At 37.2% G+C, this 25,553-nt stretch carries 32 protein-coding genes and 1 tRNA gene; 5 read left to right on the forward strand and 28 right to left on the reverse strand.

Going from position 1 to position 25,553, the window contains the following annotated elements; translation table 11 throughout:
• Positions 1 to 28: 28 nt before the first annotated feature.
• From FJR45_RS10125 to FJR45_RS10215, 19 genes are all read right to left on the reverse strand, one after another.
• Complete coding sequence (locus FJR45_RS10125; RefSeq protein ID WP_193150416.1) at positions 29 to 943, reverse strand: ATP-grasp domain-containing protein; 915 nt, start codon at positions 941 to 943, stop codon at positions 29 to 31.
• A gap of 9 nt (positions 944 to 952) precedes the next feature.
• Complete coding sequence (locus FJR45_RS10130; RefSeq protein WP_193150417.1) at positions 953 to 2,056, reverse strand: M20 family metallopeptidase; 1,104 nt, start codon at positions 2,054 to 2,056, stop codon at positions 953 to 955.
• A 146-nt stretch (positions 2,057 to 2,202) separates the two neighbouring features.
• Positions 2,203 to 2,562 carry a 50S ribosomal protein L19 gene (gene rplS, locus FJR45_RS10135; protein ID WP_151899616.1) on the reverse strand — a complete coding sequence of 120 codons (360 nt, stop codon included), beginning with the start codon at positions 2,560 to 2,562 and terminating at the stop codon, positions 2,203 to 2,205.
• A 128-nt stretch (positions 2,563 to 2,690) separates the two neighbouring features.
• Positions 2,691 to 3,386 carry a tRNA (guanosine(37)-N1)-methyltransferase TrmD gene (gene trmD / locus FJR45_RS10140; protein ID WP_193150418.1) on the reverse strand — a complete coding sequence of 232 codons (696 nt, stop codon included), beginning with the start codon at positions 3,384 to 3,386 and terminating at the stop codon, positions 2,691 to 2,693.
• Positions 3,387 to 3,902, reverse strand: coding sequence for a ribosome maturation factor RimM (gene rimM, locus FJR45_RS10145; RefSeq protein ID WP_226966423.1), 516 nt, complete (start codon positions 3,900 to 3,902; stop codon positions 3,387 to 3,389).
• A 13-nt stretch (positions 3,903 to 3,915) separates the two neighbouring features.
• Positions 3,916 to 4,152: a KH domain-containing protein gene (locus FJR45_RS10150; protein ID WP_151899613.1), complete on the reverse strand. Its 237-nt coding sequence runs from the start codon at positions 4,150 to 4,152 to the stop codon at positions 3,916 to 3,918.
• Between the two features lie 2 nt (positions 4,153 to 4,154).
• Positions 4,155 to 4,376 (reverse strand): 30S ribosomal protein S16, encoded by a 222-nt coding sequence (rpsP, locus tag FJR45_RS10155; RefSeq protein WP_151899612.1) that lies wholly within the window; start codon positions 4,374 to 4,376, stop codon positions 4,155 to 4,157.
• Positions 4,377 to 4,645: 269 nt separating this feature from the next.
• The gene (gene ffh / locus FJR45_RS10160; RefSeq protein WP_193150420.1) at positions 4,646 to 6,001 is read right to left on the reverse strand and encodes a signal recognition particle protein; all 1,356 of its coding nucleotides are present in this window, start codon (positions 5,999 to 6,001) and stop codon (positions 4,646 to 4,648) included.
• Positions 6,002 to 6,062: 61 nt separating this feature from the next.
• On the reverse strand, positions 6,063 to 6,797 hold the full coding sequence (locus FJR45_RS10165; RefSeq protein WP_193150421.1) for a pseudouridine synthase family protein: 735 nt from the start codon (positions 6,795 to 6,797) through the stop codon (positions 6,063 to 6,065).
• Position 6,798: 1 nt separating this feature from the next.
• Entirely contained in the window at positions 6,799 to 7,977 is a 1,179-nt protein-coding gene (gene waaA / locus FJR45_RS10170; RefSeq protein WP_193150422.1) for a lipid IV(A) 3-deoxy-D-manno-octulosonic acid transferase, read from the reverse strand.
• Positions 7,978 to 7,979: 2 nt separating this feature from the next.
• Positions 7,980 to 8,693 (reverse strand): zinc ribbon domain-containing protein, encoded by a 714-nt coding sequence (locus tag FJR45_RS10175; protein ID WP_193150423.1) that lies wholly within the window; start codon positions 8,691 to 8,693, stop codon positions 7,980 to 7,982.
• Positions 8,694 to 8,740: 47 nt separating this feature from the next.
• Positions 8,741 to 9,463, reverse strand: coding sequence for a Nif3-like dinuclear metal center hexameric protein (locus tag FJR45_RS10180; RefSeq protein WP_193150424.1), 723 nt, complete (start codon positions 9,461 to 9,463; stop codon positions 8,741 to 8,743).
• The gene (locus FJR45_RS10185; protein ID WP_193150425.1) at positions 9,460 to 10,068 is read right to left on the reverse strand and encodes a tetratricopeptide repeat protein; all 609 of its coding nucleotides are present in this window, start codon (positions 10,066 to 10,068) and stop codon (positions 9,460 to 9,462) included. Before FJR45_RS10185 ends, FJR45_RS10180 begins: the two co-directional genes overlap by 4 nt.
• A 10-nt stretch (positions 10,069 to 10,078) precedes the next feature.
• Complete coding sequence (pgp3, locus tag FJR45_RS10190; RefSeq protein ID WP_193150426.1) at positions 10,079 to 10,945, reverse strand: peptidoglycan metallopeptidase Pgp3; 867 nt, start codon at positions 10,943 to 10,945, stop codon at positions 10,079 to 10,081.
• Positions 10,945 to 11,397 carry an SsrA-binding protein SmpB gene (smpB, locus tag FJR45_RS10195; protein ID WP_193150427.1) on the reverse strand — a complete coding sequence of 151 codons (453 nt, stop codon included), beginning with the start codon at positions 11,395 to 11,397 and terminating at the stop codon, positions 10,945 to 10,947. Before smpB ends, pgp3 begins: the two co-directional genes overlap by 1 nt.
• The gene (locus FJR45_RS10200) at positions 11,390 to 12,190 is read right to left on the reverse strand and encodes a 4-(cytidine 5'-diphospho)-2-C-methyl-D-erythritol kinase (protein ID WP_193150428.1); all 801 of its coding nucleotides are present in this window, start codon (positions 12,188 to 12,190) and stop codon (positions 11,390 to 11,392) included. The genes smpB and FJR45_RS10200 overlap by 8 nt, the downstream gene beginning before the upstream one ends.
• 7 nt (positions 12,191 to 12,197) lie before the next feature.
• The gene (gene csrA, locus FJR45_RS10205; protein WP_193150429.1) at positions 12,198 to 12,431 is read right to left on the reverse strand and encodes a carbon storage regulator CsrA; all 234 of its coding nucleotides are present in this window, start codon (positions 12,429 to 12,431) and stop codon (positions 12,198 to 12,200) included.
• On the reverse strand, positions 12,425 to 13,246 hold the full coding sequence (gene truB, locus FJR45_RS10210) for a tRNA pseudouridine(55) synthase TruB (RefSeq protein ID WP_193150430.1): 822 nt from the start codon (positions 13,244 to 13,246) through the stop codon (positions 12,425 to 12,427). The genes csrA and truB overlap by 7 nt, the downstream gene beginning before the upstream one ends.
• Positions 13,243 to 15,291: an ATP-dependent helicase gene (locus FJR45_RS10215; RefSeq protein WP_193150431.1), complete on the reverse strand. Its 2,049-nt coding sequence runs from the start codon at positions 15,289 to 15,291 to the stop codon at positions 13,243 to 13,245. The genes truB and FJR45_RS10215 overlap by 4 nt, the downstream gene beginning before the upstream one ends.
• A 127-nt stretch (positions 15,292 to 15,418) precedes the next feature.
• Between FJR45_RS10215 and FJR45_RS10220 the strand changes: the two genes are divergently transcribed.
• The gene (locus FJR45_RS10220; protein WP_193150432.1) at positions 15,419 to 16,321 is read left to right on the forward strand and encodes a LysR substrate-binding domain-containing protein; all 903 of its coding nucleotides are present in this window, start codon (positions 15,419 to 15,421) and stop codon (positions 16,319 to 16,321) included.
• Positions 16,322 to 16,329: 8 nt separating this feature from the next.
• Here FJR45_RS10220 and FJR45_RS10225 read toward each other — a convergent pair whose 3' ends face one another.
• The 4 genes from FJR45_RS10225 to FJR45_RS10240 are packed head-to-tail and all read right to left on the reverse strand — an operon-like array spanning position 16,330 to position 18,734.
• Positions 16,330 to 16,788: a hypothetical protein gene (locus FJR45_RS10225; protein ID WP_193150433.1), complete on the reverse strand. Its 459-nt coding sequence runs from the start codon at positions 16,786 to 16,788 to the stop codon at positions 16,330 to 16,332.
• Positions 16,782 to 17,363, reverse strand: coding sequence for an aminotransferase class IV family protein (locus tag FJR45_RS10230; protein ID WP_193150434.1), 582 nt, complete (start codon positions 17,361 to 17,363; stop codon positions 16,782 to 16,784). The genes FJR45_RS10225 and FJR45_RS10230 overlap by 7 nt, the downstream gene beginning before the upstream one ends.
• The gene (gene cysK, locus FJR45_RS10235) at positions 17,356 to 18,279 is read right to left on the reverse strand and encodes a cysteine synthase A (protein WP_193150435.1); all 924 of its coding nucleotides are present in this window, start codon (positions 18,277 to 18,279) and stop codon (positions 17,356 to 17,358) included. The genes FJR45_RS10230 and cysK overlap by 8 nt, the downstream gene beginning before the upstream one ends.
• The gene (locus FJR45_RS10240) at positions 18,279 to 18,734 is read right to left on the reverse strand and encodes a low molecular weight protein-tyrosine-phosphatase (protein ID WP_193150436.1); all 456 of its coding nucleotides are present in this window, start codon (positions 18,732 to 18,734) and stop codon (positions 18,279 to 18,281) included. The genes cysK and FJR45_RS10240 overlap by 1 nt, the downstream gene beginning before the upstream one ends.
• A gap of 61 nt (positions 18,735 to 18,795) precedes the next feature.
• Between FJR45_RS10240 and FJR45_RS10245 the strand changes: the two genes are divergently transcribed.
• Positions 18,796 to 19,053 (forward strand): hypothetical protein, encoded by a 258-nt coding sequence (locus FJR45_RS10245; protein ID WP_193150437.1) that lies wholly within the window; start codon positions 18,796 to 18,798, stop codon positions 19,051 to 19,053.
• 2 nt (positions 19,054 to 19,055) lie between these two features.
• Here FJR45_RS10245 and FJR45_RS10250 read toward each other — a convergent pair whose 3' ends face one another.
• The 3 genes from FJR45_RS10250 to FJR45_RS10260 are packed head-to-tail and all read right to left on the reverse strand — an operon-like array spanning position 19,056 to position 22,724.
• Positions 19,056 to 19,508 carry a YaiI/YqxD family protein gene (locus FJR45_RS10250; RefSeq protein WP_226966424.1) on the reverse strand — a complete coding sequence of 151 codons (453 nt, stop codon included), beginning with the start codon at positions 19,506 to 19,508 and terminating at the stop codon, positions 19,056 to 19,058.
• A 42-nt stretch (positions 19,509 to 19,550) separates the two neighbouring features.
• The gene (gene lon, locus FJR45_RS10255; RefSeq protein ID WP_193150439.1) at positions 19,551 to 21,968 is read right to left on the reverse strand and encodes an endopeptidase La; all 2,418 of its coding nucleotides are present in this window, start codon (positions 21,966 to 21,968) and stop codon (positions 19,551 to 19,553) included.
• A gap of 18 nt (positions 21,969 to 21,986) precedes the next feature.
• Positions 21,987 to 22,724, reverse strand: coding sequence for an outer membrane protein assembly factor BamD (locus FJR45_RS10260; RefSeq protein WP_193150440.1), 738 nt, complete (start codon positions 22,722 to 22,724; stop codon positions 21,987 to 21,989).
• Positions 22,725 to 22,848: 124 nt separating this feature from the next.
• On the opposite strand from FJR45_RS10260, the gene mntA reads away from it, so the two are divergent.
• Together mntA and hepT are read left to right on the forward strand one after the other, a co-directional pair.
• Positions 22,849 to 23,271 carry a type VII toxin-antitoxin system MntA family adenylyltransferase antitoxin gene (gene mntA / locus FJR45_RS10265; protein WP_193150441.1) on the forward strand — a complete coding sequence of 141 codons (423 nt, stop codon included), beginning with the start codon at positions 22,849 to 22,851 and terminating at the stop codon, positions 23,269 to 23,271.
• Positions 23,240 to 23,647 carry a type VII toxin-antitoxin system HepT family RNase toxin gene (hepT, locus tag FJR45_RS10270; RefSeq protein ID WP_193150442.1) on the forward strand — a complete coding sequence of 136 codons (408 nt, stop codon included), beginning with the start codon at positions 23,240 to 23,242 and terminating at the stop codon, positions 23,645 to 23,647. The genes mntA and hepT overlap by 32 nt, the downstream gene beginning before the upstream one ends.
• Position 23,648: 1 nt before the next feature.
• Here hepT and FJR45_RS10275 read toward each other — a convergent pair.
• Positions 23,649 to 23,724: transfer RNA gene (locus FJR45_RS10275), tRNA-Phe, on the reverse strand.
• A 213-nt stretch (positions 23,725 to 23,937) separates the two neighbouring features.
• Between FJR45_RS10275 and FJR45_RS10280 the strand changes: the two genes are divergently transcribed.
• Positions 23,938 to 24,729 carry a DUF8692 domain-containing protein gene (locus tag FJR45_RS10280; protein WP_193150443.1) on the forward strand — a complete coding sequence of 264 codons (792 nt, stop codon included), beginning with the start codon at positions 23,938 to 23,940 and terminating at the stop codon, positions 24,727 to 24,729.
• Positions 24,730 to 24,791: 62 nt separating this feature from the next.
• Here FJR45_RS10280 and FJR45_RS10285 read toward each other — a convergent pair whose 3' ends face one another.
• A complete protein-coding gene (locus FJR45_RS10285; protein WP_193150444.1) occupies positions 24,792 to 25,409 on the reverse strand; it encodes a hypothetical protein in 618 nt (205 codons plus the stop codon).
• Between the last annotated feature and the right edge of the window lie 144 nt (positions 25,410 to 25,553).

A 25,553-nucleotide genomic window follows, 5' to 3' on the forward strand; every position in this document is an offset into this window, starting at 1 on the left:
TTGCCTTCATTTTTTTGAAATGATACTCTTACTTCGTTTTTCTGTCAATTAAATCCACAATTAAATCAATTTTTTTGTCATTAAAGTTTAATCCCATTTTTTCCTGTTCAGGAGTAGCAAAGGCGGGAATGCCGTTTACTTCCAAAACAATATATTCTTCTTTTTCTCTGTCATAAATAATATCTACGCCACCAATGTCCACACCTGTTGCTTTGCATGCTTTTTTTGCAATACTGACAACTTCATCATTTGCTTCACGTACAAAAACACTGCCGCCACTTGTCACATTTGTCCGCCAGTCTGTTCCGCTGGCTTTTCTTCCATAACACGAGACAAATTTACCGTCAACTATGTCAACTCTAAAATCCGTATTGTCATAATCAATAAATTTTTCTACATAAAAATAACGTAAATCCATCTGATTTAAAAAAGGCATAAGCATATCCAGGCTTGCTTCATTCTCGATTTTGGTAAGTCCCACACCACCCCAGCCATCAGTTGGCTTGTAGACCATTTTGTCCCATTTTTTAATGATTTTTTTAAGTTCATGCCCGTCATCCCGATGGCACAGCTTATAATCAGCCGTTTTCACACCGCTGTTTCTTAGCACAAATGATGTCTGAAACTTATCTTCTGTCAAAGCAAAAGACGCATAAGAGTTAATCATCGGAATAATCCGGTTTAATGCCTGATACAGGTACATTTGATACTGTGTCTGTTCCCCCGCATTATAGGAAAAAAACAAATCCAGTGTATCGAGTTTTTCTCCATGATACTCTTTGCCGTGGTAGACTATATGCGCATTTTTTGCAATCGCATGGCGTAAATTGATATCATTTAAAACTTCTATATCTCTCTCTTTCAACTTTTTCGTTATTTTTTTTGCTATTTTTTCTCCACCACCGTTTTTATACAGCCACATGCCGATTTTTCTTTTTTTCATTGACATCCCCTAAAATTTTAAATTTTTTATAAAATACTCAAAAAGCTTTCTGCTCATCTTTATGCGACTGACAAAACTCTCCTTGCTCGCCCGCTCTTTTACTGTATGATCTCCGTCACCAAACGGTCCGAAACCATCAAGTGTCACAACACCACATGCGCTGACAATATTGGCATCACTGACACCGCCTCTTTCTTCTGCGGGTATCTGCTGTTGTGTAATTTTTTCTATTTTTTTAAGTAGAGTGATTGAAGCCTCTGTTGTCTGCATCACATCTCTTTGTATTCCGCCGCTTAATGTTGCTTTTACGCCATCAACAACAGAGGTTTGCACAATCTTTTCTATGGCTGTTAACACTCTCTCTTTCTCAGCAGAATATTTGTATCTCAATTCAAAAACCAATTGTGCCTGCGGAGAGACAGTATTTGCCCCTATTCCTCCCGCAATTTTTCCGACATTGACAGTTGTGCCTTTGTCCAGGTCTGTCAACTGCACAAGTTTTTGAAGCTTGTATGCAAGTTCTAAATTTGCATCACAGCCCTCACTGTAATGATTACCTGCATGGGCTGCTTTTCCTTGAATGTCTATAAAAAAAGTTCCTACACCTTTTCGTCCGGTAACAAGTTCCAGGTTGCTTCCCGCTGCTTCATACACAAAACAGTAGTCATATTCACGGGCAAGTTCCGCAGTCAGATATTTGGAATCATCACTCCCTGTCTCTTCATCACTGACCAAAAGAATATCAATATTTTGAATTTTCACGCCTTTACATGTAAGCTGGCGAAGCGCTTCAAGCAGTACAATATTGCCGCCTTTCATGTCACATACACCCGGCCCGTATACCCAGGTGTCATCTTCTGTAAAATATTCAAATTTTCCGGGAGGAAAAACCGTGTCAATATGTCCGAGCAAAAGTAATTTTGGAGAGTTCTTTACATGTAAAGACTTGTAGTAACGATGATCACCGACATTGTTGCGTTTGTAAATGACAGTTTCAAAACCCAATGCCCCAAACCATTCATCAAAAATTTCACCGACTAGGTTCACACCTTCTGTGTTTTTTGTATAGGAATTTATTTCTACGACATTTTTTAAGTCTGCTATGTAGTTCATTGTTATCCAAATAATGTCTATTTTTATTGATTATACTATGAATTTGTTATTTATGCTAAAAAGTTAGATTAATTTTTACGGAGTTTAAAAAATATGTGTAATGTGGGAATGTTATAAAATATGAAGAAGGCAAGAGCCCAGAAGAATTATTTTCTTCTAAGTTCTTTAATACGGGCTTTTTTACCGGCAAGTGCACGAAGATAAAAAAGTTTTGCACGACGAACACGACCGCGACGAATAACTTTAATCTCATTGATTGAGTCAGAATAAACTGGGAAAATTCTCTCAATACCAACACCGTTAGCACCGATTTTACGTACTGTAATTGTTTGCCCAGTTCCTTGACCACGCTTAGCTATACAAACACCCTCGTAGTTTTGTACACGAGTTTTGTCACCTTCTTTAATTGTTACTGCTAAATTTACAGTATCACCGGCACGAAAATCTGGAATGTTTTTCTCAGCAGTTTGTGCTTTTTCAAAGTTTTCAATATACTTATTTCTCATAAGACTTAGTCCTTAAATTTTATTTCATAAAATATTAAGGAAACCCACTGTTTATTTTAATACGAAGTCGGAAATAATTCCGCCATCTACGTTAACACTGGGTTTCCTTCAGCAGGAAGCTCATCGCATTAATGCGATTGGACTTTATGCTTTAATAGCTGTTCTGGTCTAAAGAATTTGGTCTTTGCTTCAGACAAGGCTAATTTTAGTGAGCGAATTTTACTATGATTTCCCTTTAAGTATTCTGATGGAACACTTAAACCTTCATAGTTTTGTGGTTTTGAAAATGACGGTGCTTCTAAAAGTTGGGTTTCAAAACTCTCAATCTCCAAAGATTGGGCATTTCCGAGAACACCTTCTTTATTTCTGCTTATGGCATCACAAAGTACCAGTGAGGCCAGTTCGCCTCCGGTCAAAATATAATCCCCGATAGAAAATACTTCATCCGCATATTTTTCAATAACTCTTTCATCTATTCCCTCATACCTTCCACTCACAAAAGCTATATGGGTTTTCTTTGCCAGACGCTTTGCATCATTTTGTACAAAAGGTTTGGCAACCGGAGTCAAAAAAACGATATGAACATTTTCATCTTTACTTTTCAAATCATCCAGTGCATCAAAAAGCGGCTGTGGATTCATTACCATCCCTGCACCGCCGCCTACTGCCGTATCATCAACTTTAGAGTGTTTGTTCTTTGAGTAATCCCGAGGATTCAAATAGTCTATCTTTATGATATCCTTCTCAATGGCCCGTTTCAAAATCGAATCTTTAAAATAGCCTTCAATCAGAGCAGAAAAAAGAGTGACAAAAGTAAAGCGCATTCAGGAAGCTTCCAGAATATCAACAGCACCACTGAGTGTGATACGTTTTTTCTCAATGTCAACTTCCACTTTAAACGGTTCAATAAAAGGAACCAAAAAGCTCTTGGCCAAACCGCTTTCGACTAAACTTTCATCCGTAACAATACTTAAATAATTGGTAGTATTGAATCTCTCTATCTCTTTTACTCTGCCAAGACATTTGTTATCTTCATAGACTTCACAATCTTCCAAATCAAACCAGAAATACTCACCCTCTTCCAAATGGCAGTTTTTTCTTGTCTCTTCGTAGGTGGTAAAAAGTTTCGCATTGGTGAACTTCTTTGCATCTTCGGGATTTGCAATGCTGTTAATACGCACCAATCCACGATTGAGATCAACATCACTTAAAGTAATGCGTTCACTTTTATTGATTAAAAAAGTGGCTCCCTTCACAAACTGTTCAGGAAAATCGCACTTAAGATGCAATTTCATATCTCCTTGAATGCCGACAGTTTTACCGATTGTTGCTATATGCAACAACTTTTCTTTACTAGACTGCTTCGACATTAATACGGTAACTCACACCATCTTTGGCTTTACATCCGGAAATCACAGTTTTAATAGCACCAATCATTTTGCCGCTTTTTCCTATTAATTTCCCTATATCTGCCTGGTTTGCATAGAGAACTATTTCTGTTATTTCATCGCCCTCTTGAACTTCAACTCTGATATCATCAGGGTGTGATGCTATCAGTCTTGCAAATTGTGCGACAAAATCAGCAATCATAATTAACGACCAGTGATCTTTTTCACACGATCACTCATCTGAGCACCGACGCCCAACCAGTAATCAACTCTTTCATTGTCAACTTTGAGCTCTTTTGTCATTGGATTATAATATCCGATAAGCTCAATCCAACCACCATCTCTACGTTTACGGCTGTCTGTTACCGCGATACGGTAAAATGGTCTTTTCTTTCTTCCCATACGAGTAAGTCTAATTACTGTCATTTTGTTTCCTGTTGTTTTTAATTTACCTGTTACCGGTTACATATATACATATTTAGAGTTTATTACTGTAATGATAAGTTATGGGGAAGGTATAAATGCAGAAGAGTCTTTTTTCTCTTAAATAATTTTGCTTCCCTCTTACCATCTCTATAGTTGGATGTACACATGTAACCGGTAAACAGGCTACAAATCTTTTTATCACAGAGGTATTGTTTAAAAAGATTTATTTGAAATGGAATTATATCCACTTTTTTCTTAAATTACAATGTTTACCTTGGAAGTCCACCCATTCCGCCTGGACCTCCCATTTGTCCCATCATTGACTGAAGCTGCTTCATACCGTTTTTTCCGGAAAACTTCTTTGCCATTTTTCCTGCATTTTTAAACTGCTTGATCATTCTGTTTATCTCAACGATATCAAGTCCGCACCCTTTTGCTATTCTTTGTTTACGAGAATTATTAAGCAGGTCTGGGTTTTCTCTCTCTTTTTTCGTCATCGAAGCAACCATGGCTTTGATGTTTTTGAGCTCTCCTGAGTTTTCAAAATCAAAATCTTTAATGGCTTTAGACATATTGCCCATGCCCGGAATCATACCCATGATAGAACTCATGCTTCCCATTTTTTTCATTTGCTCCATCTGCTCTAAAAAGTCATTGAAATTAAACTTTCCTTTTTGAATCTTTTTGGTCAGTTTTTTTGCTTGCTTTTCATCAATAACATTCGTTACTTTTTCAGCAAGTCCTTCAACATCACCAAACCCCATCAGGCGGTTGACAATACGCTCCGGCAAAAAGACTTCCAAATCTTCCATTTTTTCACCCAGACCGATAAAACGAAGCGGTACCTGCACCTGAGAAGAGAGTCCCAAAGCAACACCGCCCTTTGCATCTCCGTCATATTTGGAAAGAATTACGCCGTCAATCCCGATTTTTTCTTTAAAACTCGTTGCTGTGCGTACGGCATCCTGTCCTGTCAAAGAGTCGGCCACATAAAAGATTTCATCAGGATTTGCCGCTTTCTTTACATTTTCAAGCTCACCCATAAGTTCTTCATCGATAGCCAGACGACCGGCCGTATCTATAAGCACAACATCAAAAATCTTGGAATCGGCATAGTTGAGAGCAGCTTTTACTACTTCCACAGGATTTTTAGTCGACTCATCATCATAGAGTTCAACTTCAATCTGTGCGGTAATCTGGCGTAATTGTTCTACCGCGGCAAGACGTTGCAAATCGGCTGCGACAACAAGGACTTTTTTACCTTTGTTTTTAAGATAGTTTGCAAGCTTGCCTGTTGTTGTTGTTTTACCAGACCCCTGCAGTCCTGTCATCAAAATCACAGTCGGAGGGTTGGGAGCAAAGACAAACCCTCTGTTACCGCCTACATCTAAAAGTTCGTTGAGAGTTTCACGCAGGGCTTCAAGAAACTGGTCTTTGCCTATCCCTTTTTCTTTTGTACGCAGTTGTACTTTTTGAATCAGTTCTTTGACGACTTTATGGTTGACATCTGCTTTTAAAAGATTCTTTTTTAATTCATTGAGTGCTTTACTGAGTGCCTTGTCGTCATCGTGAAAACGAATCTTTTTTATTGCATTTGTAAACGAATCTGTTAAAGTACCAAACATTAAAACACCTCTTGTATAATAAATATAATTTTTTTCGAAATTGTAACTAAGTTTTTCTTAATTATTCAAATGTAACAAAGCTCTTAGGCTCTTTTGCTACAAACTCCATTCCAAGAAGTCTGACTTTGTGAGCATGAAGCATCACACGCTTGGCACGACGCCCACCATACTGCTCGTCACCGACTATAGGATGGTCGATATAACGTGCATGGACTCTGATCTGATGCGTACGCCCATTGTGTATGATACATTTTACTTTTGTCTTTTTTGCACTCACTATATCAGGAAAAAATTCCGTTCTCGCCGGTTTTCCTTTTGGAGAAACATTTGAGTAGGCTTTGTTGTTTTTTTTCTGTGTTGTAATTGCTTTGTCTACTTCAATCGGCTCGGTCATTATTCCCTCAACCCAGGCGATATACTCTTTGTAAACTTTGTCGTCACGAAACTCTTTGATAGCACGCTGACGAAATTCCTCATTTTTTACAAGCATCAAAACACCGCTTGTTTCGCGATCAAGCCTGTGCAACAGTACCGCCGGTTTAAACTGACGTTCTATCTCGTCTGAGTTTACATGTGCCGGCTTGTCGACTACCACAATGTCATCATTTTCAAAAATTGGCTTGACACGTTCTACTTTTTGTACTCTGAATATCGTTCGCTCATCAATTTCACCACGGGCAATCATCACTTTTTTGTTGCCAACATACACAAGTCCTCTGTCTATCATAGACTTTGCATTGGAATTGGAAATTCCCTCTTGCTGTGCCAATAATTTATACGCTTTTTCTGTTGCCATTTTACCAGCTCCTTTTATTTTTTAATATTTTTTGAACCACGGGTTCCAGGTTTATCTGCTCTTCTACCATTGAAGGCGGCAGTTCCTTTGTCATCTCAAGTGCATCAGCTATTTCATCCGGCTCAACATACTGCACGTGATGGACATATTTAAACAGCTCTTTTTGGTGGAAAAAATGCTTCCCTGTAATTATTTTACATCCGAAATAAGCCGGTTCGAGCGGATTGTGCCCACCGACATCATTTTTAAAGGCACCCCCCAATATGGCTATGTCACCGATGGCATAGATATTGTTGAGTTCACCCATCATATCGACTAAAATCAAATCAGCCGCAAAACTCTTTCCTTCTGAAAAACGGGAAACTGTGGCATTGTTTTGCCTGCCGTATCGTTTTATCAAGGCATATACCTCTGCAAAACGTTCCGGATGACGGGGAACAATTATAAGTTTTGCCTCTTTGTTTTTTTCATAGGCAAAAAATGCCTCTAAAATGCTTTGTTCCTCACCCGGATGGGTGCTTCCTGCTACAATGACTTCCGCATCGGGCTTTTCGTATTCTTTTGTTTTTTTGATTTCACCTGCCAGTTTTATATTGCCAATCACTTCAATGTGTTTTGCACCTAAAGCCAAAAATCTGTTTTTGTCACTTTCACTTTGAGCATAAACCATATCTACATTCTCTAAAAGTTTTTTATAAAACCAGGCAAACTTCATATATTTTTTGACACTTTTATCTGAAATTCTGGCATTGAGCAAAATAACTTCTGCACCGCGTGAACGCGCTATGCTAAAGAGAAGATACCAAAATTCTGCCTCAAGTACGATAAGCTTTTTCTGCGGTTTTACCCAAAACGGCAGATACATTTCATACGGAAGATAGCGTACCTCTGCATTATATTTTTTTGCTTCGTTATGTCCGGTTTGTGTAATCGTTGTAACAAGTATCTTTTTATTTTCCAATAGTTCCAGAAGCGGTTTAAGGGCTCTGGCTTCACCTAAAGAGCAGACATGGAACCAAATTGCATTTGTACTGCAAAACGGAGGGTTCTTAAAAAGAAAAAAACGTGCAGGAATTGATTCTTTGTATTTTTTTTTAAAAGAAAGTAATATCAAAAGAGGCAATGCTATGATAAACAGCATTACACTCAGCAGATAATAGAAAAGAAAAAACGGCTTCAAGCCTACTCTTCGTTGACTTTCACATAAAGGATGCGTCCGCAGTGGGGACATGTAGTGATATCTTCACCTTTGATGACATCAGCATAAACCTTGTCGCCTATTATCATATGGCATCCCATACATGCCTGTTCTTCAACAGGAACCACTGTCGTATTTTTTGCCCAACGACGGATTTTTTGATAAAAAGCAAGCCCTTTTTGATTGATATCTGACAAAAGAGTCTCTTTTCTTTTGAAAACCTCTTGTCTCTCTTTGTGTATTTTTTCAAGTTTTGTATCTACATCAGCTTTTACACTTTCCAGATTTGCATTTAACTCTTCCAAGGCACTTTTTGCAGCCTCAATCTGTTCTTTTTTTGCTTCAATGATTTTTTCAAGTCTTTGAATCTCTTCATTGGCAAATGTAACCTGCTCTTTTGCTATCTCTTCCTCAAGCTGCAGTGATTTCATCTCACGTTCTGTTTTTACTTCAGAGCTTTTTTTTACATTTTCTTCAAGTTTTTGTGAAAGTTCTGAGAGATGCAGTTCGTTTTTTGCTTTTTTAACTTCTTCTTCTTTGATTTCATTCGTTAAATTTTCAATATCTGACTCTATGCTCTTTGTTTTTGCAAGAGCCGCTTCATAATTTGCATTTGCTTCTTCAATCTGAGGTTCAAATGCGTCTATCTCTTTATCTATGATTGAGAGATCGATTAATTGTTTTAAGTGCTTGTTCATTGGGATCCTTTAGGGGTTTACTTCTACCATTACCTGTATTATTAGACCTAAATATATGTAAATGGGTTTTCTGATGATGCAATTATAACTTCTAAACCTAAAATTTTCAAATGCTTTTGCATAATTTGTGCAAAAAAGTACTCACTTTCATAATGTCCGATGTCAATTAAAGACAATTTTATACTTTTTGCTTCCATTGCATCATGATATTTTACATCACCTGTCAAAAAACAATCAGCATCCAGACTCTTCATCAAAGAACATCCCGACCCTGTTGTCAGAGCCACCTTTTTCACTCTTTGCGCACACTTCACTGTTCTTGCACATTTAAGGCCAAAAGCTTTGGAAACCTTTTGAGCAAAAACATCAAAATCTTCATCTACTTCCAAATATGCGACAAAACCGTCTTTTTTACAAATTTCGTATCCGAGTATCTCTTTTGCAACATACTCGTTTAAGTGTGTCTGATCAAAATTTGTATGCATCGCGATATTTGATATATTTTTTTTAATCATTTTTTGAATAAGGTTTGCAGGATATTTAGAAAACTCCAGCTGTTTTAGCCCGCCAAAAATAATCGGATGGTGCGTAATCAGAAGCGTATTTTCATCCAAAGCATCAATCAGTTTTTCATCCACATCGATACTCAAAGCAATTTTTGAAATATTATCTTTAAAATCACCTATCAAAAGACCGGAATTATCCCATGACTCTTGAATTTCAAAAGGAGAGAGTTCGTTTAGATATTTGTATATTTCCAATATTTTCACAGTGTTACTTCCTTCTCTATTTTTTTCAATTCCTCTTTTGCTTCTTTAAATTCAGGGTCAAGCTGTATCGCTTTTTCATACATTCCCTTAGCTTCATCAAAATGCTTCATATCTACAAGCAGGTTCCCGTAATTATAGTAGGTAATAGGGTTTGTGGCATCAATTTCAAGCGACTTGTTGAGATGATTTCTTGCACTTGCATATTCACCCGCTTTTCTATACAGTGAAGCCATCGCCTGATGGATGTAGGTATTGTTCGGGTCCAGCTCCAATGCTTCTTTGTAATACTCCATAGCTTCATCATCTCTGTTTTGCTGTGCCAGTGTATAACCCATTTTAAAGAGTGTTTCAGGGTTTTTTGGCTCTTTAATATTTGCCTCGCTGTAAATGGCAAGCGCTTTTTGCAAATCTCCCTTTTGCATCTCTTCGTCGGCTTTTTCCACCAAAGAGGAGGCATCAAATGGAGAAAACGCTTCGGCACTTCGCTCATCATCAGCACCTGTGTGCTGTTTGTCTTGAGGATCTTTAAGTGTTTGTATATGTTCGTAAATTTTGTATGCAAAAAAAGCAGATGCTCCAAGCATAAGTAACTGAAAAAGTGTCATAATTGTTTTCCTATTTATTTAAAATTAAATTATTGTTGAGTAATGCTATAAGTTGTAACGAATCAACTTGTACACCGTCAATTCTAGCTGAAAAATGCAAATGAGGACCTGTAACCCTGCCGCTTTTTCCCGATAAGCCCAAAAGTTCTCCTTTTTGGACAAGCTGACCTGTTTTGACATTGAATTTACTCATGTGAAAATAACAGGTATAAATGCCCTCACCGTGGTCAATAATCACAGTGCCTCCCGAATAAAATCTTTTTTTGACCAAAACGATTTTTCCGTCATTGGACGCTCTAATCGGTGTGCCTGTTTTCGCCCGAAAATCCGTCCCGCTGTGATACCCTTTCAAAGCGCCGTTATAAATTCTTGCCGTGCCAAAAGCACTTGTGATTTTACTCTCCACCGGCAAAATAAAATCTGAATGCAGATAGCTCTTGTCTGTTACCGTATGATAAATTTTCATAGCTTCCCTGTACTCTTTTGCGATTCTTTTTTTTATCTTGGGCAGCGTCGGATTTACTTTCGATGCACTTACACGGATGGTTTCTTTTTTGTATTTTGCATCTTTTATTCTAAGAGCAAGCTCTTTGTATTTTTTTATCCCGTTTTGCAGATAAATAATTTTCACGGTTTTTTGAGCAGGTTTGTCGTAATAGGAGACGGGAATCAAGGCATAATATTCACTCCTGTTCAAAGGATTCGGAAAAATTTTTATCTTTTTGTCTTCGAAACAGAGGACTCTGTATTGTATACCTTTTTCCTTTGCAAACTTCACCAATGCTGTCTTGCCGTTACCCACCTCATCATTGACTATCTTTACATGTAAAGCAAAAAGAGAGGAGACAAAGAGGCATAAAAAGAGCAAAAATTTCATCAATAATCCTTCATAGCCCTTTGAATGTCTCTTTTTTGGTCTTTCTCTTTTAAATCATTTCTTTTATCATGCAGCAGTTTTCCTTTTGCTATGGCAATTTGCAGCTTTGCTATGTTTCTTTTGTTAAAATAGAGCTGTAAAGGCACGATGGTATACCCGTCACGTGCTACAGCCTTTTGCATCTTTGCCAGCTCTTTTTTGTGTAAAAGCAGCTTTCTTGCTCCGCGCTCTTCATGCCCGTAATAATGGTGCGTCGTCTCGAGTCTGCCGATATGCGCATTAAACAAAAAAGCTTCTCCGTTGACAAAACGGATAAAACTGTCTTTGAGATTCACACGATGCGCACGTATGCCTTTGACTTCGCTCCCCGTAAGCACAAGTCCTGCTTCAAATTTCTCTTCTATAAAATAATCATGATACGCTTTTTTGTTTTTTGCTATTGTTTCACCCATTGTATTTCTCTTCTTTTAATTTAAAAAAACTGCTTCCGCTTCCGCTGAAATAGTAACCGTCCTGATAATATTGTGCCAACTCTTCATACTCCTGCAAGGCAGGAGCAAACAGATCATTTGCTTCATTGGCATGCATTGTATTGAAAATTTCCAAGGAGGACTTTTTTTTCAATGCCTCGGCCTGAAATCCGTCTATCGGTGCATAGAAGTCTCTTCTGTAGGCCTGATAGACTTTTGGTGTACTGATTTTTACCGCAGGGGTACAAATATCAAAAACAAGCGGCTCCTCATCAAAGGCTTCTACCACTTCACCTATACCACTGACATTGGCACTGTTGTATCCATAAATAAAAAACGGCACATCCGCCCCTACACGTAAACCTATCTGGGCCAGTTCATTCAGACTCAGACCCAAATGCAAAACTTCATTGCACATTTTCAAATAGGTCGCCGCATCACTGCTGCCTCCGCCAAGACCGGCATATGCAGGAATGTGTTTTTCAACGCTCACGGCATACGTTCTCATAAGCTCTTCAAGTGCCTGATTTTTTGTAGCCTCCTTCAATGCCTTATACGCTTTATAAATACTGTTTTGCGTTGTGGTACAATCAAAATCGCCAAGTATTTTAAACTCATTCGCTTTTGCCTGAACATTTTTTTTCGAAACAAACGAGAGGACATCATACAAGTCATCAACTCGCATGAATCGTGATACTATTTCATGGTACTCTTCTCTTTTGCCTGTAATTTTTAAAAAAACATTTACTTTGGCATACGCCCTGTACTTTTTCATCTGCTTTTTATTTTCCCAGTATTTTATTCAAAGAGACAATGTCATCTTCATTCACAGTTTCCATAGAAGCCGCCTGGTTACTTGCCTTGACCTCTTCTATAAGCTCATTTCTTATAATGGCAACCTCTTTTGGTGCATCAATGCCAAGTTTTACAACACCGTTTTCTACGGAAATAATCTTGACAACAATATTGTCACCGATTATTATAGATTCATCTGCTTTTCTTGCAAGTACTAACATTCTATCCTGCCTAATTCATATTTTACTTTGCCGTTTTGGACTGTAATTATGGAAATGCTTTCTCCGTTATCCAGCCAATAGCTGCCCTCATCCTGCAGTTGTAAATCTTTTAAAGCAAGAACTCTTCCATACCGCACATTCTCAGGCGCTCCCAGGTAATAGTTCTGTGCAATATTTAAAGACTCTTTGATATTCAGAGGCTTTTCATCCTCATAAACAAACTGTCCTTCATTCAGTCGTTCAAGCATACTTAAACTTCCATGGGCAATACCGAGTCTGTGCGCGATCATCTCTCCCAAAGAGCGTATATAAGTTCCCTCACTTACACTTGCTTCAAAGGTCACAAAGGGATGGCAGTAGTGAATCAGTTTCATTTCATAAACAGTTGAGTTGATGGTGTTGAGAACAACCTCTTTTCCCGCACGTGCCAAATCATACGCACGCTGTCCGTTTATCCGTTTTGCACTGAAAATAGGTGGTTTATACTCTAACTCTCCCTCTAAAGATGAAAGCACCGCTTCAATCTCCTTTACATGTAAAGGTTCAGGAAGTACAACTTCTTCTATCATCTCTGTATCAAGGGTATCGCTCTTTGCACCAAGCCACAAAGTCGCTTTGTATCTTTTAGGTGTTTTGTTCAAAAATCTAAAAAGTTTCGTATGTGAGCCAAAACCCACCAAAAGCACGCCTTTGGCAAAAGGATCCAGTGTTCCGGCAAAACCTGCTTTTTTGTTGTTATACTTCTTTTTCAGACTGTAAAGATATTTGTTTGAGCCTACCCCCGAAGGTTTGTATGCAACAAAAAGACGATTCATAATTTCTCTACAAATGATGCAAGAATATCGCGTTTTGTTCCTGCAAAATTAATCTTGAGTTTAAACTCTCTTCCCGACTTACTCACACCGATAATGCGCCCCGTTCCAAAAATTTTATGCCGTACCAGATCACCTTTTTTAAATGCTGTGTTTTTTTCACACTTTAAAGAACCTTTGCAAAGTCCGGCTTCATTGAAAAAACGGCTTTTTTCCAAATCACTTCTGCGTCCTTTGTAAAATCTGCTTCCGGCATGGCAAAGCGTCAAGGTCTCTTTCGCACGGGTAAACGCAACATATCCCAATCGTCTCTCTTCTTCCAAATCACTTCCGTCTCCTGTCAGTGGCAAAAAGCCCTCTTCCATTCCTATAACAAAAACATGTTCAAACTCCAAACCTTTGGAGGCATGTATACTCATCATATAGATACTCTCCCCCTCCACCTGGTCCTGTTCACTTTGCAGCGTCAGTTCATTTAAAAACTCATCCAAAGAACTCTGTGGTGATTTTTTTACAAAATCTCTAAAAAGACCGTAAAACTCATCTATATTGAGAATTCTTTCCTGTCCGTCTTGCATGTTTTTATAGATATCTTTCAAAGAAAAAGTTTCTTCCAGTGCATCTATAAACTCATAAGTAGACGCTTGTGCGATACCGGCAACCTCTTGAATGTTTTTAGCAAACTCTTTGAGCGTTGCAGCATTTTTCTTTCTGACCAAGCCTTCAAGTTCTTCCATGGGTGCCTGAGTGATATATTCATAAATAGAAGTTCCCTTTTTCTGAGCTGCGAGTTCAATTTTATCCAAACTTGCTTTACCCAGTCCGCGTTTTGGCTTGTTGACTATACGTTTCAAAGAGAAGTCATCATGATGATTTGTAATCACCCTGATATAAGAAATAAGGTCTTTTATCTCTGCCCGGTCATAAAATCGCAAACCACCCACAAGTTTATAGTTAATCCCGTAACGGTTCAAACCTTCCTCTACAGAACGTGACAAAACATTGACACGGTACAAAATAGCTATTTCTCTGGCACGTACCCCGCTCTCAAGCAGTTTTTCTATCTTTGCGGCAACTTTTCTTGCCTCTTCGTTTTCATCATTTGAATTGAGTGTTGTCACATCATCCCCGTTGCCACGCGTTGCTATGAGCTTTTTTCCCAAACGGGACCGGTTGTGCTCGATAAGCGCATTGGCAACTTTTAAAATCGGCGCACGTGAACGGTAGTTCTCTTCGAGTTTAAAGACATGTGTGCCTGAAAAATCCTGGTCAAACTCCATAATATTGCGAATATGCGCACCACGCCAGCCGTATATACTCTGATCGTCATCACCGACTACACACAGATTGTTATGTACTGTACAAAGTTTTTGCAAGAGCTTAAACTGCAGTTCGTTTGTATCCTGATACTCGTCAATCATAATGTACTGATATTTCTGAGAGGTAGCCTTTGCCAACTCAGGATTTTCATCCAAAAGTTTATAGGTAAGCGCGATGAGATCATCAAAATCAACAAGATTGTTTTCGAGTAAATATTTTTCATACTCTGCAAAAACTTCGGCAATCTGCTTGTAACTGAACAGTTCAGTCTGCTTGTAGGCATCATCAGGAGTCATTAAAGAGTTTTTGTATCTGGAAATTTCACTCGCTATCAGCGGTGTCGGCAGCTCGGAATTTATTTTTTTAATGATTCTCTTTTTATCATCTGTATCTATCACAACAAAATTATTGGCTCTCTTGAGAAGATGTATATTGAATTTTAAAAAAAGAAGTCCAAACTTGTGAAAGGTACAAAGAAGAGGAGGATAGGCGACATTTTCTATCATAGAGAGAGAACGCTCCTTCATCTCTTTTGCAGCTTTGTTTGTAAACGTCAGGGTAAGCGTATTTGAAGCGGGAATCCCCACAACCTCAATAAGATACGCCAGGCGTGAAATAATTGTTGTCGTCTTTCCGCTCCCCGCTCCTGCAAGAATCAGGACAGGTCCTTCTGTTTGCTTTACTGCTGCTGCTTGAGACTCATTTAAATGATTAAAAATTTTTTCCATATATGTTCACTACTAAGTTGTATTTCTACTTATTATAGCTAAAATGTCATAAATTATTACAAAACTATTGCAATAATTATAATTATGAGTTATAATTTTACTATTATTGATACTTATAGGAATTATTATGTTAAAAGATTTTGCGAAATTACACACGTTTTTGATGGTTATAAAAGAGAAAAGCTTCTCTAAAGCATCAGCAAAACTTGGGATTTCCCAACCCGCTGTCACACAGCAAATCAAGTTCATTGAAGATTATCTTGATACGAAAATAGTTGATAGAAAGAAAAACGGAATTATCCTCACAAAAGAGGGTGAAGATCTATACAGAATCGCTTTAAGACTTGAAAAAGCTATACACAGCAGTGAAAAAGAGTTGTTGAAAATCATCAACAAAGAGTTCACTTTTGTCATGGGTTCTTCTTTTGCAATCGGTAATTATGTGCTTCCGAATTATCTCAGTGAAATAAAAAAACGCATCAACAATGAAGTTTTTATGAATGTGGATCTCTCTTCAAACATTATCGATCAGCTTGAAGATAAAAAGATCGATGTAGCCCTCATCGAATCTCCTGTTTTCAGAGATGGTGTCATTTACAGAGAATGGGTAGAAGATGAATTAGTCGTTTTTTCAAACCAGCCGATGAAAAAACATCTCAGTGCAGATGATTTACTCGATTTTGACTGGATTTGTCGTAATGAAGACTCCCACACAAGAAGACTGACATCAGAAGTTTTTGAAGAGATGGGAGTGCAGTGTAATAATTTCAATGTTATCGGTGTTCTTGCCAGTCCGACTTCCATCAAGGAGTCTATTTTACATGCAGATAAAAACGCAGAACGACCGCTTGTCTCCATTATGTCCCGTCATGTCATCAAGTCAGAAATTGAAAACGGCACACTTTATGAAGCCAGACTGAAAAACCATAAAATTACAAGAAGTTTTTACATAGCCTATATGAAAGACAGAAAACATGACGCTTTTGTCGACAATGTAGTCAATTACCTACTCTCTCTTAACAGAGTGTAGGTAAGTTTTTATTTTATAAACTTGGAGTTTTCCGGATTTGAGAGAAAAGATGCCATAGAGTTTTTCACTCCGCTTTCGTCTATATCAGCCTCTTTTTTCTTTGTTTCTTCTTTATATGCAGATATATTAATCAAAACCGGAGTTTCATCGATAATAATCTGTAAAATACTCAGCAAGGGCACATGGACAACACTGCCAAAATTTTCACTACCGAAACCTGCCTCAAAAATTAAAATATCATCCTCTATTCTGGCAGTCTCAAATGTATATCCTGCCAAAAAGAAAAGTGTCAACGGACGAAATTCAGTGTTGATACTTTCCGGCAATGCCGGTGCAAAACTCACATCTTCGATTTTACATAAAATACCGAAATTCTGCTCTTTTTCAAACAGCAGAACAATCAACTCCTGAATATTTTTTTTCATTAATTGCGCGAAATCTCTGTCTTGTATTATGTTTTCTAACAAATTATATCCCTTATATTTTCATTTGGTATTATATCAAAATCTATCATAGCATTCATCAGTGCAAGCTGTTTAAAACGCTTTAGATCATCTACAGATATATCATCTTCTCTGATTTTCCCGCTCTCGAGCAACCTTGCTCTGGTCGTTCCCTCAAGCAAAGGGCTTTTTGGTGTTATCCATTCATCTTTATATTTAAAAGCGATATTGGCAATGGATGTATCTGTAATAAGAGAATTTTTTACAATAAGTATGTCATCACAAAAAGATTTTTTTTGCAACAGCCTCTCTATTTTGCTTCTGTCATAATATTTTTTGCAATACTCTATCTCATTATCATAAACAAGCTTCAGGGTTTGAATACTCTTTTTTTTATACTGATGGTATGTTACTTTGTATTTTTCGCCATCATAAACAACCCTGCACCGGAAAAATCCTGATGCGGGAGGATGCAAAATATCTTCCAATATAATACCGGAATGCCCAACTGTTTTCTCAAGCCGTTTTTGATGGTATGCAAGATGAAACAGTTTTGCATCAACTGCTTTTATTGTTTCTAAATATTGAATTTTATTCACTGAAAAGTTCTGTACTTAAGTACCTTTCTCCCGTGTCGCATAAAACGGTCACAATCGTTTTGCCTTTGAATTCCTCCCGTGAAGCCACCTGCATGGCAGCATATACATTTGCCCCGGAAGATATACCTACAAGCAATCCCTCTTTTTTTGCCAGCATTCTGGCTGTTGCTATGGCATCTTCATTACTCACTTTTATCACTTCACTGTAACAGGAGGTATCTAAAATTGCAGGAACAAAACCTGCGCCTATTCCCTGAATTTTATGTGGAGCCGGGCTCTCTCCTGAGAGAATTGCCGAAGCTTCAGGCTCCACTGCAAAAACAGCAATATCTGCAATATGTTCTTTTAGGACCTTCGAAGTTCCGGTAAGTGTTCCGCCTGTTCCTACAGCTGCCACAAAAGCATCCAGCTTCTCCTCTGTGTCACGGAGAATTTCCTGTGCCGTTGTGATTTCATGTATCTCCGGATTTGCCGGATTTTCAAACTGTTGTAAAATTATAGAATTCTGTGTATTTGCCTGAATTTCCACTGCTTTTTGAATGGCTCCGTTCATCCCTTTTGCAGCCGGAGTCAGCACCAGTTCAGCGCCTAAAGCCTTGAGCAGGTTTCTTCTCTCTACGCTCATAGACTCAGGCATCGTTAAAATAAGTTTCAAATTTTGAGCTGCACAGTTTGCTGCCAGTGCAATTCCTGTATTTCCGCTTGTAGGTTCAATAATCGTAGTATTTGCCCCAATACGTCCTGATTCTATACCCCGGCGGATCATATTGAACCCTATTCTGTCTTTGACCGAACTTGTCGGATTCATAAACTCACATTTTCCCAATATCACAGCACCTGTCAGCTTTGATGCCTCATTCAGCCTTATCAATGGCGTGTTGCCTACTAATTCGGTTATATTTTTTGCAATTTTCATTATTTTTCCTCTTGAAGTAATTTTACACTAAAAAGATTATTTACACAAACTTCTATCATTTTATAGACTTCCAAAAATCCGTCAAATCCGTCAAAAAAATAGGGATCGGGAACATCCTGACAGTTAAATGCAAAACATCCCAGTTTTTCTATATTTTTGGCACCCAGTTTCTTAACATGCACCCTGTTGTTTTCATCAAGTACAACTATCAACTCATATAAATCAATATCTTCTTTTGTAAACTGTCTCGCCCTCAAATGACTTATATCTATGCCGTGCATTTGTGCCACCTTGATTGAACCCTCACACGGGGGCTCGCCGATATGCCAGTCTCCTGTCCCTGCAGAGTCTATTTTTATATCTATTTTATGTTCTTGTGCTATTTTTTTGGCAATCCCCTCTGCCAACGGAGAACGGCAGATATTGCCAAGACAAACAAATATAACGGATTTCATATATTTCCTATTCTTTGAGTATAATAAGTATCTGTATTATACTAAAAAAATAGAGGCAATCATGGCAATCTACAGTAGCGACGGCAAAAAATTACTTAATGTTGAGTTTGATGTAACGCCACAGGTTGGTGATATAGTTGACAGTATGCGTGTTTTATCTGTCAATCAAAAAGAGAATGAAGAATATGCCGTATTCTTACTTGAACCAAATACAAGAGTCACCTGTTATGTTTTTGATGAAATCTTCATTATCGGCAAAGAAAGCGGATTTGAAAGTTTAAATGATGCCATTTTTGCCTGGAAAAATGACGAAATCTAAAGTCATCGCATATATTTTTGCAAAAACATATTTAACTGATTTGCAAAAAGTTCGGCATCTTTTGAACCAAAAGGCTTCGGGCCTTGCGTTATCTCTCCCATTTCTCTGATGCTCTCCATGAGATTCCGCATTGCAAGATACTGTTTGATGTTGTCTTTGCTGTAAAGTTCACCTCTGTGATCTATTGCATGGGCATTTTTATCTATAACTCTGTCTGCCAAAGGAATATCTGCAGTAATCACCAAATCCCCAGAATGCACTCTTTGTACAATTTTATTGTCAGCCTCATCTGCACCTGCATCCACAATAATGTACTCTATATTTTTTGATTTTCCGATATTGATTTTTTTATTTGCAAACACATAGGTTTTTATGCCGTATTTTTCTATTTGACGCAAAATTATCGGTTTTAAAAGGTTTGGAAAGGCATCACCGTCTATATAAATTTTGAGCAATATATTATCTTTTTTTAACATTACAACAAATCAAAACAAGTTCTACACAAGAACCTGTTTTAACACCTCTTCTACCCGTTTAACCGGTACAATCTCAAGTGCTTCTCTTACTTCTTTTGGAATATCTTCCAAATCTCTTTCATAATTTTTTGCAGGAATCAAAGCCTTGGTCATATCGGCTTTATATGCAGCGATAAGCTTCTCTTTTAATCCGCCGATAGGTAAAACATCTCCTGTCAAAGAAACCTCTCCTGTCATTGCAACATCTGAACGTACTTTATATGAACCAAGAATGGAAGAGATGACTGTTACCATGGCTATACCCGCACTTGGTCCGTCTTTGGGCGTTGCACCGTCCGGTACATGTACATGTAAGTCATACCGCTTGTAAACCTCACTCGGATCCACCTCTATAATCTCTTCTTTTTCTTTGAAAGTAAGCGGAATGTTGTCCTGTGAAATTCTCAGCTTTCGTTTGTCAATGAGTGTTTTTACAACACTCATTGCAATTCTTGCAGACTCTTTCATAACATCACCCAGACTGCCTGTAAGCTGTAGATTGCCTTTGCCTTTGATACGGATACTCTCTATTCGTAAAACATCTCCGCCTACAGCAGTCCATGCCAGTCCATTGACTACACCGACAACAGGTACTTTGTCTGTTTTTTCAATCTCAAAGACGCTTTTATCGAAAAACTGTTTTAAGTTTTTCAGTGTGACTGATACTTTTGTAATATCACTGTGTTTTAACAGTTCCATTGCTGCTTTTCTCGCCATTTCGGCTATACGGCGGCGCAGGTTTCTGACACCTGCTTCACGCGTATAACTGTGTATCAACTCTTTTAGTGCCGGCTTTGAAATGCTGAGTTCTGATTTTTTGAGTCCGTGTTTTTTAATCTCCTGCGGCAACAGATAACGGCGGGCTATCTCAAACTTTTCCTGTGGCGTATAAGAACTCAATGTGATAAATTCCATTCTGTCACGCAAAGGAGCAGGAATACGCCCGACATCATTTGCCGTTGCTATAAAAATTACATTGCTCAGATCCAAATCAAAATTGAGATAATAATCCCGAAACTCGCTGTTTTGTTCAGGATCCAAAATCTCTAAAAGAGCTGCAGTCGGATCTCCTCTTTGCGAGCGGGTAATTTTATCAATCTCATCAAGCACTATCACAGGATTCATTTTTTTCGCATCTATAAGCCCCTGTGCTATGCGTCCCGGCATAGCCCCGACATAAGTACGGCGGTGCCCGCGTAATTCATTTACATCTTCAAGACCACCCAGTGCTATTCGGATGAGCGGACGCTTGAGTGCAGTTGCTATAGAGTTTGCAAGAGAAGTCTTTCCGACACCCGGAGGACCCGAAAAACACAATATCGCTCCGGCACTTTTTTTCGCTGAAACACCACGCAGTTCAAGCAGTTCTTTTACTGCAAAGTACTCCACAATTCTCTCTTTTGGTTTTTCTAGCGAAAAGTGGTCTTTGTTGAGCTGTTCTTCCACACTCTCTATGCGAAGCGGTTTCTTTGCCAAAGCACCAAAAGGAAGATCCAAAGCCCAGTCAAGATATGTCTGCGTCATGGAAGCATCCGAAGAATCCGGGTGCATGCGGGCAAAGCGTTCTAGCTGCTTGCTTATCTCTTTGTATGCATCTTCTCCCATTTTCTTCTTTTTGGCTTCTAATTTTTTTCTGTACTCTTCTATCTCTTCTTCTCGGGATGTATCTGTTCCGAGTTCTTTTTGAATCTGTTTGAGCTGCTCTTTTAAAAAGTACTCTTTGTTGACTTTTTCTATATGTGTATGCACTTTTGAACGAATTTCACGCTGAAGCTTATTTGCTTCTATCTCATCAATCAACAGATCGATAAGATCCAAAAATCTTTTTTCTGTATCAGTTTCGACAAAAAGCTTATAGGCCTGCTCTTTTTTGAGTTTTACTGTTGAGCATATCAGATCAATGATACGATTGTGATCATGATTTTCTTCTATCGTTCGTAAAAGGTCAGGCGGGAAGTAGTTGCTTACAGCAGCCAAAGCTCTCACTTTTTCACGAACAACTTCAAGTATCGCATCAATTTTTAAAGAATCAACCTCTGTTGACTGCATTACATCTACATGGGCGATAAGCGGATCTTCTGCAACTTTATATAAAGACTTTGCACGGGCAAGCCCTTGAAAAAGTACTTTGACCCGTCCATCAGGCAGCGAAACTTTACGCATAATTGAGCCTACTACACCTGCATCATACAGCGCGTCATACTCTCTTTCACCTTCATGTCCAGGCTTAGTCGGGCAGACTATCACCAAAGAATTGTTTTCAATAGCCTTTGTTGCCGCCTTAATATTTTTTTCATCACTTAAAAAGAGTGGTGAAATCATAAAAGGATATAAAAAAAGTTCATCTTCTGCTATCACCGGGATATCAGCAGGAAATTCTCCGTAGTTGCTTAATTTCATAAATATAGTTTCCTTATATTATTTTGTTTTATTATTATCTGATTTAATTGTATTTCTAGAGACAACACTCTGTGTATCGGGGATCATAAAAGCATACCAACTGGATGTGCCGTCTCCCTCAAATACTTCTCTGTACCATGGTATTTTTGCACGTTCAACCTCATCCCATTTTATCCATGGTTCTACTCTTAAGGTGCGATAATATGCTGCCGATTCCGGTTTGTCAAGTCTGGTATACAAATCGACAATCTCCTTATTTAAAGAGGCATCAGCAAGATATAAATTTGTCAGCATTGTATCTACCAAAGAGTAGTACGTAGAGTGCGGATAATTTTGCTTGAATGTTTTAGCATTTTTTATGGCCTCAAGTATAAGTCCTTGATCACGTCTTGGATTTGGAAGGGCCAAATATTTTGCTTTGATTTTTAAAAATTCCGCGAATTCTCTCTCATTCGCATTTGCATATCTTCTGACATATTCATTTAAAAAGTGTTCAGTAAGCAGATACTCTTCATTGTGCATATGCGCAATTGCAAGAATCATGGTTGCCTCAGGCAAAAGAGGCGACCCGATATGCTCCCCCTGCAAAGAGGAATAGTAGTCATCCGCTTTGTCAATATTTCCGGATGAAATAGACTCCACAATTTTGCCATACCAGTAAACAGCCGGCTTGTTATATTCGTCCACCTCTTTTGAACACGAAGTAAATAAAATGATAAAAGAGAGAGCAAATACAAAAGAGAATTTTGATTTCATATGAAAATATCCTAATTAATTTAAATTGAATGTTATTTTATCCAAAAGTTATATAATAGGGATTAAACAGGAAATATTTTGTTATAATTAAGATTACACAAGAGACCATTGAAAGGTTATATGGATGTTGATTGAACAAATAAAAAATATTTTGCAAAAATATGAAGTAATTGAAAATGCTCTTCTTTTTGGATCGTATGCAAACAACCAACAGCATAAAATGAGTGATATCGACATTGCTGTGCAGACTACAAAAGAGTTGGATCTTTTTGAGATGGGAGAAATTATTTCCGATCTTGAAACACAACTTAACAATAAAATAGATTTTATCATCCTAAATGAACTTTATAAAAACTCTCCACTTTTAGCGTACAATATATATTTAAACCATATACCTGTATTTATACATAATCATAAAAAATATAATATTTTTAAAGAAAATTCTATGCACTATTATTTTGATTTCAAACATATTATCGATGAACAAAACGAGACATTCAAGCAAAGGATATTAGATGGAAATATTGCCAAAACTCAAACAGCTTGAAGAAAATATAAAAATATTAGAAGAGCTAAAACAAGAAATGCAAGCAGAAGATATCGCTGCCAATAAACGCTATGAATGGGAACTGCGATATGGTTTTTTTGAATCTATACAAATAATGATAGATGTTAGCTGTAAAGTGACAAATCATTTTAACTTGGGAAAGCCCCAAAACTATAGAGAGTGTATAGAACTTCTTGCCAGGTTCAAATATCTCAACAAAGTTAATACCCCAAGATACATTGCAATGATAGGACTTGGGAATCTTCTTATCCATGAATATACAACAATTGACACAAAGAAACTCTATAATTTTTTAAATTCTATAAATGATTTCAAAAATTTTATATCTGAGATAAGAGAAAATATATCTGAATAAGTGGTGGCCTGTCTCGGAATCGAACCAAGGACACAGTGATTTTCAGTCACTTGCTCTACCGACTGAGCTAACAGGCCATTTGTTTAAAAGAAGTGAAATATTAGCAAACCCTTACTAAATTTGAGCTTATACAGGCAAGAGGCACTGACTAAATAACCTCAGTTCAATAAAAACCAAGTGTTAAAAGCAGAACGATAATTGCTTTAATTTGAATAAATATAAAATCTCATAAGTATTTAGGTATAGATTATGCTTTGTTTAATTGTTTAACAATCAAAGAAGGAGAAAGTATGCAAAAAGAGAACAATGATATAGAAATTAAAATCCATGCATCTAGCATTGCTAAAACAATTTTATATTATTTTATATCTATAGAAATCATTTTTTTGGTTTTAGATGTGATTATTAATTATAATAAATTTATTAATTATGGGCCAATAAGAAGGCTTTTTAATATAGCAAGAGAAGATAGTCTTTCATCATGGTTTATGACTGCTCAGACATTACTGACAGCACTTACTTTATGGCTTATTCTATTTTTATATACTCACCATCAAAAAATAAATAAATTTGTAAAAACTGGATGGATAATACTTGGATCATTTTTTACATACCTAGCCGCAGATGATGGAGCATTAATACATGAGAGGCTAGGTTCTACATTTAAATTAATTGCCACAGACCAGAACAATGAAAATAGTTTTATTCATACAATGTTTAGTTTTTTTCCTAGCTACTCATGGCAAATAATCTTGCTCCCTATTTTTATCTTTATTGGAGTTTTTATGCTTGTATTTTTATGGAAAATTTTTGGTAGGAGCAAAATGATGCTTACTATTGTTTTGGCATTTTCTTTTCTTACAACAGCAGTGTTATTGGACTTTATCGAAGGTTTAGATAAAAAATCTACTTTTAATCTCTACTACTTTATAATAAATCATTATAATCTTGAAAATTATACAGTACAACACTTTGCAAAGGCAATAGAAGAATTATTTGAAATGTTTGGAATGACACTGTTCTTATACACATTTTTAAGCTATCTCAGTACAGTTTCAAAAAGATCTATAAAAATAATGTAGGTGATGCACATAATATATTAAATATCACCTACAAAATATCATGAGAACTCAGAACAGAAGAATTAATCTTTCTTACAACGACCACCACCTTTTGAAGGATTATATTTCATATTACATTTCATAAGTGGTGTACATATACATTCTTTTTGACAAGCTCGTATTTTTTCTGGCATTTTTGTTTTATCCCCATGATGAGCACCATGTTTCATAACACATTTGACAAGACAAGGTTTCATTCCCATCCAATATTTATATTCTTTTTTCATTTTTTCTGCTTCAGAACTATGATTATCGCTATCATACATATGTCGATACCTCATACAGTGACCAAAAGTTATATCTTGAGTACCACACCCTAAATCTTTTTCTGTTAGAATTACTCCTAAATCAGGATCATCTTCACTGCTTGAATCACTGCTTTTTGAATCTTCACTGCTTGAATCACTGCTTTTTGAATCTTCACTGCTTGAATCACTGCTTTTTGAATCTTCACTGCTTGAATCACTGCTTTTTGAATCTTCACTGCTTGAATCACTGTAATCGGAATCATCTCCACTGTTTGAATTAGTAATTGTTGGTTTTGCACTACTCTCATCTCTCGATGCTTTATCATCTAATGCACTCGAGACTACAACTAAAAATGCGCACAGCACCAAAATACTTAAGCCTAACTTTTTCATATTAATCCTTTTTATTTTCTAAATATATAATTTACAGTAATATAGATAAATTTAATCTTAATTAATTAATTTTACAATTAAGCTGCCTATAAGCAAATATAAGAGTATAATGTTATATTTGTCTCTGTTAATCACTACATGAGC

Origin of the sequence: Sulfurimonas sediminis (assembly GCF_014905115.1) — a bacterium.
Classification (GTDB): Bacteria; Campylobacterota; Campylobacteria; order Campylobacterales; family Sulfurimonadaceae; genus Sulfurimonas; species Sulfurimonas sediminis.